At 61.0% G+C, this 3,676-nt stretch carries 2 protein-coding genes; both read right to left on the bottom strand.

Going from position 1 to position 3,676, the window contains the following annotated elements:
• Positions 1 to 1,386: 1,386 nt before the first annotated feature.
• Positions 1,387 to 1,875 carry a hypothetical protein gene (locus P8X75_14855; protein MEJ1996460.1) on the bottom strand — a complete coding sequence of 163 codons (489 nt, stop codon included), beginning with the start codon at positions 1,873 to 1,875 and terminating at the stop codon, positions 1,387 to 1,389.
• A gap of 103 nt (positions 1,876 to 1,978) precedes the next feature.
• On the bottom strand, positions 1,979 to 3,592 hold the full coding sequence (locus P8X75_14850; GenBank protein ID MEJ1996459.1) for a glycerophosphodiester phosphodiesterase family protein: 1,614 nt from the start codon (positions 3,590 to 3,592) through the stop codon (positions 1,979 to 1,981).
• Positions 3,593 to 3,676: the final 84 nt, after the last annotated feature.

The raw sequence follows: 3,676 nt of genomic DNA, 5'->3' as shown, positions 1-3,676 counted from the left end.
GCTCAGGCGGGTCAGGAACCCATGTCCCAGCCGTAAAAGATCAGAAGACGATCAAGATCGAAACAACCACGCACAACAATGATGGCGGTGGGGTAGAACCAACAGCGCCACCGTCTCCAACGAACCAGCCAGCCTCCTCAGCAGGAGGCACCGCCTCTGGATCGGATGGTGGCACACCACCTCCGAGCTCGGCGACTGTCCAGCCGGCGACTGGAACGGGCGGCGTAACTCAGTCCGGGGCTGGTAATGCGCCGCCTTCTGCGACCTCAGCCACGGTCCAGCCCGGTGGAACGACCGGCACCAGCCCCTCTGGCTCGGACACGGCCGCGCCGCCTCCAAATACTGCGACTGTCCAACCGGCGACTGGAACGGGCGGCGCAACTCAGTCCGGTTCTTGTAATGCGCCGCCTCCAGCGACCTCAGCCACGGTCCAGCCTGGTGGATCGACCGGCACCAGCCCAACTGGCTCGGACACCGGCACACCACCTCCAAGCTCGGCGACTGTGCAGCCAACCACTGGAACGGTTAGCGCAAGTCAGTCCGGGTCTGGTGAGGGAGCGCCTTCACCCGCTGCTCCCGCGAACCGCTTTGCGGTAGATGTCGATCATGGTGAAAAGGTAACAGGATACGATGGCCACATCGTGCCAACCGATCCGCTGCACTCCCCAGCGCTCGTGCCGCACCTCGGTGTCGGGTCTGGCGAGGGCTTCGTTGGAAATGACACGTCAACGTTACCGTCGCGAATTCAACCCATAGGACCAACCGATATCAGCGAAGGGAAATTTGCGAGCCCTGCAGATGGATATCGGCACAGCGGCGAGGGCAGCGTGGGACGCACAGGGGGCCAAGGCGACTTGTTCGTCCACGTCCAAAGGCACGCCGGAACGCCGCAATACAACACCCACGTCCCGCCGAAGCCTGGTAAGAACTACGTGCCAGGGTACCGCGCTTATCTCGTCTCTGATGATGGCAAAGTCCGTTCTTGCGTCATGTCCGGAATGGGCAGGCGCACGGTGATCAATCAGTTCGGGCAGTCGGCTTCCTACGGCCACGCTGAGACGATCCATTTCAGGTCGAGCTCCACAGCCCACCTGCCCAGCAATCACCAACTCGCCAGCCGATGCTTGATCTCAGTGCAGAAGGAGGAGTGATAAAAGTTTTGAGTCTGACTGCCAATGGTCAGCATAAGCCCTGAATTGTCCGCTAACAGCCAAAGCATACGTTTCGGCGAGCAGGTCTCTTAAGTCTGAGAGGCAAAGCACGACCGAAGAAGACGCGGCAATAGGGAGCAACCTCAGCACGAAGCATTCTACAATCGATCAACCAGATTCGTCGTGCCGTTTAGGTTCAGATTGCAGCCGCTACTAAAGATTCGCCTTCTCGAATCTAGTCTGAAAGATCGCGTGGTAGAACCAAGCATTGCGGATAGCCGTAACCCCAGCGCCAGGAAAGGCCCGAGCAGGGACCGCCGCCGGTCCTGACGGCGACGTAAATGGCGTCTGCGATGGTCTGGTAGGCCTTGCGGACTGAGTCGGGCTCGACCGAGTTAGACTCCACGATCGCGGCCAAACGTTCTTCGCCGGTTTCTAGCACGCACTGCCTCAGGGCTTCGTCAGCGGCCAGGCGCGCCAGAAAGCTTTCCTTGGCGTCGAGGCTCGGACCGCCCGAGTGGTAGAGGCGGTCGTGAGAAATGCAGCACCCCTCCCAGGGGGGGACTTCGCCGTGTTCTGCAGCAAAGGAGGGAAGCCAATCGGCCACCGCCATCCAGCCGGCGGAAAGGCCTCCGCTGCAACCGTCCGTCTTGAAGTCCTCGAGCTCCGTGTCTTCGGCGCTGCGAACCCGCGAGAGCGCGCGGTGCGCCGGGAGTTCGATCAAGAGCAGCCCTCTACTTCGCCCCGATTCTTCCACCTCTGTCTCTTGGGCTTCAGCAGCACTGGGCACGGGCAGCGCGGCGCACAACAGGAGGAGAGCCACCGTTCTAGGGAGATTGATCACGGTACTCTCCAACGGGTAAGGAGAGGCCGATTCGCTCGGCCAGCAACAGCAAAAAGCGCTCTGGCAGGCTGAGGCTGGCCCGCACGGCCAGAACCTCCCTCGCGAGCGCCGGCTCATCTGTGATAATGCCGCTCACGCCCATCGAAAAGGCCGCAGACATTTGAAGCGGATCGTTGACGGTCCAGAGATAGAGCTTCTTGCCCGCTTTCTGCGCGGCCGCCGCCAGGCCGCGGTCTGCCCGTCCAGCATTGATTGCGATGAAGTCTCCTTCAAGTTGCGTGAGATCGCCCACTGCCGTGGCCGCGAGCACGCCGGAAGGCCAGTCGGGCCGCAGCGCCAGCATCGTTTGCACAGCGGGATACTTGAGCGACATGGTGGCGACCTGGTCGCTCATCCTGGCCTCCTCGACGATTGCGATCGTCTTCGCTTCGAGGTCGATGTCGTGGCCGTAGTATTTTAGCTCGATAAGAACCTTTGCCCGGTCCCGCACGACTTCCAGGACCTCCCGCAGCAGGGGGGTTCGTTCAGATGCATAGGCCGGATCGAACCAGCTGCCGATATCGATGGCTTCCAGGTCCTCTTTGGTCGCATCCCACACTTTGATGTCCACTCCAGCGAGCTTCATGAAGTCACTGTCGTGGATCACGATCACCTCGCCATCGGCGGACTCTTGGACATCTATCTCCACCCAGTCGGCGCCGTCTTCCAGGGCTTTGCGGACCGATGCCAGGGTGTTTTCCGGGCGCGAACCGGCCGCTCCGCGGTGCGCGATGATCTCAACATCGTCCGGCGCCACTTCAAGTTTCTTGATCAGAAGGGCGCCGAGAGCAAAGCCAAGCACTACAAGGACAGCCGCCGCGCCCAGTAAGAGTCTTGGCGAAAGCATGCGAGTTGCAGATGCGGTTGCGTCCAGGGCTTCCCGTCCTTCACCGAAGCGGCGATTCAGCATCTCCGCCAGGGCTCCTAGCGAGATGGCGGCGGCGATCAAGTCGGCAAGTGCCCAAAGCGCTATGAGGATCAGGATTAGCGATAGGGCGGTTCTCAGATGCTCCAGGAAGAGCCCGGGGAGGAATTGTAGCAAGATGGCGAAGACTGCCGCTACAGCGCCGGAAACGACTAAACGCAACCCCAGCCAAACCAAAACATCTCCGAACAGGGCGCCGCGCTGGCCCGCCATCCTCTCCCGGCTCAAAGCGAACGATCTCCAAGGGGCAACCTGCTCGAAGATGACGAGATGAAGTGACAAGGCCCAGGTAAGCAGTTTGCTCACGAGCAGCACTGTCATGACCAGCAGGAGGAAACCAGCGATCAGAAGCGTCAATAGAAACTCGGGGGGCCTTTCCGCCAGGTAGTAGTTTATGTCATGGCTACCGATCAGCAGCTTGGCCACGATGAATCCCGCAAGCAGGAAAGGCACCATGATTGCCAGCGCACGGGCAATCAGGAGGGCCGCGTAGACCAGGAGGGCGGGTAAGCGGTGGGCAAGCAGGTCTGCGGTCGCTGCGATCGAAGAGAGGGCCCCGCCCCGGCCAGATCGCAGGTCGAAAGTCATCGCCGCCAGTCCGACCACAGACCCGATCAGCAAGATCGAGAGCACAAGACAACCCGCGGCCAAGCCCAAGGGCGTTAGAAGGAATCTTAGTCAGTCCTGATCTGTCAGGGCCGACTGGCCTGAGAGACC

Origin of the sequence: Limibacillus sp., assembly GCA_037379885.1 — a bacterium.
In the GTDB taxonomy this organism is placed as follows: Bacteria; Pseudomonadota; Alphaproteobacteria; order Kiloniellales; family CECT-8803; genus JARRJC01.
This window is presented reverse-complemented; position numbering and strand designations above follow the sequence as displayed.